This window comes from Brachyspira catarrhinii, assembly GCF_005518285.1.
In the GTDB taxonomy this organism is placed as follows: Bacteria; Spirochaetota; Brachyspiria; order Brachyspirales; family Brachyspiraceae; genus Brachyspira; species Brachyspira catarrhinii.
In genome coordinates this window covers 1-4,633 of record NZ_SJDU01000178.1, presented here as the reverse complement: position 1 = coordinate 4,633, position 4,633 = coordinate 1, and the positions used below count along the sequence as shown (strand labels likewise).

The following is a 4,633-nucleotide window of genomic DNA, read 5'->3' as shown; positions in this document are numbered from 1 at the left end:
CGTCACAATCGTCTATCGCCTTTGCATTATAAGACATTATTCTTTGAATTTGGAAGCCTTGATATTTTTCAACTTTCATATTATGCAATTTTTCATAAGGTCCGTATCCCAAACCGTAATATTCATGATGCAAAGCCACGGTCAATATAACTTCCAAAGGATATTCGGAAGTTTGACTTACCAATTTATAACTGTTGAATAAATGTTTTTTTATTCTTTCGTAATCTCTTCCGTCCGCTCCCTCGAAATAATCCAAATCTTTTACTTTTCCCACATCATGAAGCAAAGCTCCAACGGAATAAGAATACATTTCCTGTTCTTCCACGCTTTTGATTCCTTGGTCTATGCAGTCTTCTACCGTTTTCAAATTATCGTATATTTTGTATTTTCCGCCGACCGTTTCGATAATTTTATCGTAATATTTTTCATATACTTTCTCATAAACGGTTCTTATATTATGCACGAGATGTCTTCTTTTAATCAAATTATTATAAAAAGTCAAAAAATTAACATAAGAAATAAAAACTCTGTTGGAATGCGCCATTACTCCGCCGTCCGAATAATTTCTTAGCTCGGTAAAAACTTTTTGAGTTTCCGTATTATAAGAAAGCATATTTACTATTGTCGTAACCAACGCGCTTGTCGTTTCTGTAATTTCCTGATTTTCTATTTTCGCTTGGTCTTGAGATATTTCGTTATCTTTAATTTTCTTCATGCTTTCAAACATCGTAACTTTAGCTATTAGTCCGACATCGTTTCCAGCGTTTACTATTTGTTGCGCCGTATTTCTATTTATTTTTGTTCTTTCGTCAACTTTAACTTCTTTAAGTTCTCTGTTATAGGTTTCAATGATGCTTATTTTATCTTCATAAGTCATCTTTCCTATTTCTTTGATTCTTTTATCAAGTTCTTCTTCGCATTCTTTAGGAGTTTTGAAGACATAATTTGAATTTAGTAAATTCGATTTTTCATTTTCTTTTATGGCTTTAAACTCTTTAACGAACACTTTGAAATTTTTGGGAATATATAATTTAAGATTCGCATATTTAGGATTATCCAATATTAAACTCAACTGTTCCGTGCTGAATTCAACGATTCCTTTTTCTTTATCCAATCTGAATAGCGGAATATTATGAGAAATTAAATAATCTTTTATATCGTCAATTTCGGTTAAACTTAATTCTTCAAATTTATTCGTTATTTCTTCTATTTCTATACTCATTTTAATTATTCCTTTATTTATTTTATTTAAGATTAAAAATTACAATTTATAATTAATTAAAGTATATAATATTTTTAAAAAATTGAAATAATGAAAAATTTAATTATTTTTTCACTTTTACGCCTTTGCAAGGACGTTTGAATTTGCCCGAAATCAAATTTCCGTTTTTATCGGTATATTCTTTCCAATATGGAAAAGTTTTGCATTGAGTCGGTTTCGCTTTATGTATTAAACATTTATCTTTTTCGTCCAAAAAATGACAACGATTTTCATTGTCGACTTTAATATGATAACCTAAAGAATCCTCATAATTCAAATATTTATTTATGAATACGAGCGGATTCAGATTAAGATATTTTGCGGCTTTTGATATATCGCTTTCGTTAAAAAATACATAGCCTTTCTCTTTGCAACAAGTTCCGCAGCCTTTACAGGAGAATTCCAATATAAGATTTTTCTTTTCTTTCATTCGATGTAAATTATAAAATAAAATTATCGGACGATTAATCTCGCTCTGTTTCTCAATGTGTTTGCCGAATTGGTTTTTCCAATATTTAAATATACTTGAGCGACTCTCATATAATCGTCATATAAAGCTCTTTTTTCTTCCGCGGTCATGTCCTCGATTTTTTTTTTAGTTTCGGGGATTTTTATATCTCTATTGAATACCAAAGAATCGGGGTCTCTAAAAATATTTTCGTTCATTACATAAATCGTGGGCCATCTTCTCGCGTCCCCCAATTCGCTCGAAGCGATAGAAGTTAAAGTGTCCGTCCATTTAGTTCTGTATGTGTTTCCGCCCAAATACGAAGTCCGATTTTGATTTGAATTTTGATTCGGATTTGGTGGAGGAGTTGTAATTACGGGAGGATTCGGTAAATTAGGTTGAGGAATCGCAATATTCGTATTCGTTTGAGATATAGTATTATTAGTATTAATATTAATAGCGTTATTCGTGGCGACAGTCGAAGTATTATTAGTTTGTAAATTCGTATTCGCATTGCTTTCGTTATTAGCGTTAGTTTGTTCTATAACAGCGTTAATATCGTTAGTCGTATTGATTTCATTTGTAATATTGTCAATTTCTTCATTATTTGTATCGTTGGTAATTGGCGATATTATATCGTTAGTTTCGATTTCGTTGGTTTCCAATTTGTAAAATCCGTCATCCAAACTTTCGTCTCTATTTCCAAAACATTGAAATCCCAAATACGATAAACCTAAAATTATTATTATGATTCCGATAATAGCGACAATCTTATTTGATTTTTTTTCTTTCTTAATCGTAGAATGCGGCGGCGCCACATAAGGTTCGGCGGGTTTTCTTTCGATTTCTGGAATTCCGCCCGATTTCATTTCGTCTTCAGTCTCAATTATTGGTATATTTTTTCGTTTTAATTCTTCCAATTTTTTGCTCGAGTATACGCTATAATCTTCGATTGGAGTGTCTTCTTCTATCGTAGCCGCATTTTCTATTGCCTCGTCAATTTCGCTTTGATTAAATTTCGTTTCTTCTATATTTTTTCTCAATTCTTCCGCTTCGATTGGATTTTTTATAGAAACGGCTCTTTTGAATATATCGCTTTTGCTGTAAGTATTTTTTGTAAAAGTTTTAACTTCAGATTTCTTTTCTTCGGATTTTTCGGTTAAATTATTTTCCGAAATTTCCTCTTTTTTTTCAAATCTATTGATTCCAAAATCTACTTTATTTAAATTTTCCGTGTCGTTTTTTATAATCGAACTTACCGCTGGACTTGAAGCGGATTCGTTTTTTATATCGTTTTCTTTCGTATCGTTTGTATCTTCGTTTTCTTTTACTATCAAATGTTTTTTTACCGCGACAGGTTTTGATACGGTTTTTGATTTCGCTTTTATAGCTTCCCTCAATAATTTAATCGACTCTCTTTCTGGTTTTTCAATATCTTCGGTTTTTATCGGCTCTATTTTTCTTATAGTATTAGTTCTATAAGTTTTATTTCCCGTAGAACTCTTGGAATTTTTACTTAAAGAATTGCCCGCGCTTTTTTTAACCGATGATTTTTTATCGGTTTTTTTTACGGGAGAGACGATTTTCTTTTTTGAAGTTGACGTCTGCTTTTTGCTCGTTTTTTCTTTTTCCGCGGATTTTTTCGGAGCGGATACTTTTTTAGTAGTTTCTTCTTTTTTATTATTTGTTTTTTTTGTAGCCATAATTTTACTCTGTTTTATTTTGTTTAATTTTTATAATTATATTTCTTATAGTATTCATTGTTTCGTTATCGAATATATTATCTCTTATGTTTCCTTTTTTCAACAAATCTATAAGATATTTATTTAAATCCATATTTTTTTTTAAGTTATATTTTTTCGCTATATAAACGGCATCCGACATCGACAATATAATTCTTAATTGATTTCCCTGCGAAGAATATTTATCAATAAGTTTATGCGGAGCGTCTATTCCCAAACAACTCAACTTTTGGCAAACCTTATAAAATAAAGGATTAACCGAACCTTTTTGTTTATTCTCTTTTTTATTTTTTATCGTATAAAGAACCGACAAATCTCTAACCTCTACATTGCATATTTCGGCAAAAAATTTCTCTTGATAAGGCATCAAATAATTATGGCTTTTAGTTTTAGATTCCACTCTTATTATAAATCCATTATCCTCCAAACTATCGAGCGATTTAACTATGGTGGCGTTTCCTCCAATTCCCGCTTCGTTTAATATTTGCGAATGAGTTATTCTCGCTATTCCAAGTTCGTAATCGTAATTTGAAACCAATGCCCTATAAATTTCTTTTGCAGACGCTTGTAATTCTTTCCATTTAAGATTTTCGGTAATATTTTTCGGTATAAAAGAACAAATAGAACTTACGGATAAAAACATATCTTTATCCATAAATTTCAATTGCGATTTATTAATTATATCTATCATATCTTCCGTATTTTCCAAAATATATTCCCTAAACCTTTTTAGCATTTTTCGTTTTATATATAATACAACGAATTAAAGATAAAATCAAGTTATATAAATTAAAACTGTTTTAATTATACATATTGAACAAATTTAATAAAATAATCCTAATAATTATATTTGTAATATGAATGTTTATTTATTATTTTTATTTATTTAAGTTAAGATAAGAAAGTAAAAAATCAATATCTTCCTTATTCAAATAAATTTTAGGAACGATTATTGCCGAAGTATTGCCCGTGTAAATAAAAATCGAATTATCGCTAAAATCTATATTCCCGCAAAGTTGAATTTCAATAATTACGGTTTGATTGTCTTTAGTTTTAGCCTTAATATCGATTATCGATTCTTTCAAATCGATATTTTCGGACAAATTATAAGGGTCGATTATTTCCAAATCTTTAACTTCTTCAAAATTGAAATCGCTTAAACTTCTTCAAAATTGAAATCGC

General features: G+C 29.7%; 5 protein-coding genes. All 5 read right to left on the bottom strand.

Annotated elements, in window-relative coordinates; genetic code table 11:
* A partial coding sequence (locus EZH24_RS07425; protein WP_137998485.1) for an HD domain-containing protein occupies nucleotides 1-1,222 on the bottom strand: 1,222 nt, incomplete at its 3' end.
* 103 nt (nucleotides 1,223-1,325) lie between these two features.
* Entirely contained in the window at nucleotides 1,326-1,691 is a 366-nt protein-coding gene (locus EZH24_RS07420; protein WP_137998484.1) for a YkgJ family cysteine cluster protein, read from the bottom strand.
* Nucleotides 1,692-1,714: 23 nt separating this feature from the next.
* Nucleotides 1,715-3,412, bottom strand: coding sequence for a LysM peptidoglycan-binding domain-containing protein (locus tag EZH24_RS07415; protein WP_137998483.1), 1,698 nt, complete (start codon nucleotides 3,410-3,412; stop codon nucleotides 1,715-1,717).
* Nucleotides 3,413-3,416: 4 nt separating this feature from the next.
* On the bottom strand, nucleotides 3,417-4,160 hold the full coding sequence (locus EZH24_RS07410; RefSeq protein WP_236847114.1) for a hypothetical protein: 744 nt from the start codon (nucleotides 4,158-4,160) through the stop codon (nucleotides 3,417-3,419).
* Between the two features lie 169 nt (nucleotides 4,161-4,329).
* Complete coding sequence (locus tag EZH24_RS15330) at nucleotides 4,330-4,578, bottom strand: PD-(D/E)XK nuclease family transposase (protein ID WP_419670457.1); 249 nt, start codon at nucleotides 4,576-4,578, stop codon at nucleotides 4,330-4,332.
* Between the last annotated feature and the right edge of the window lie 55 nt (nucleotides 4,579-4,633).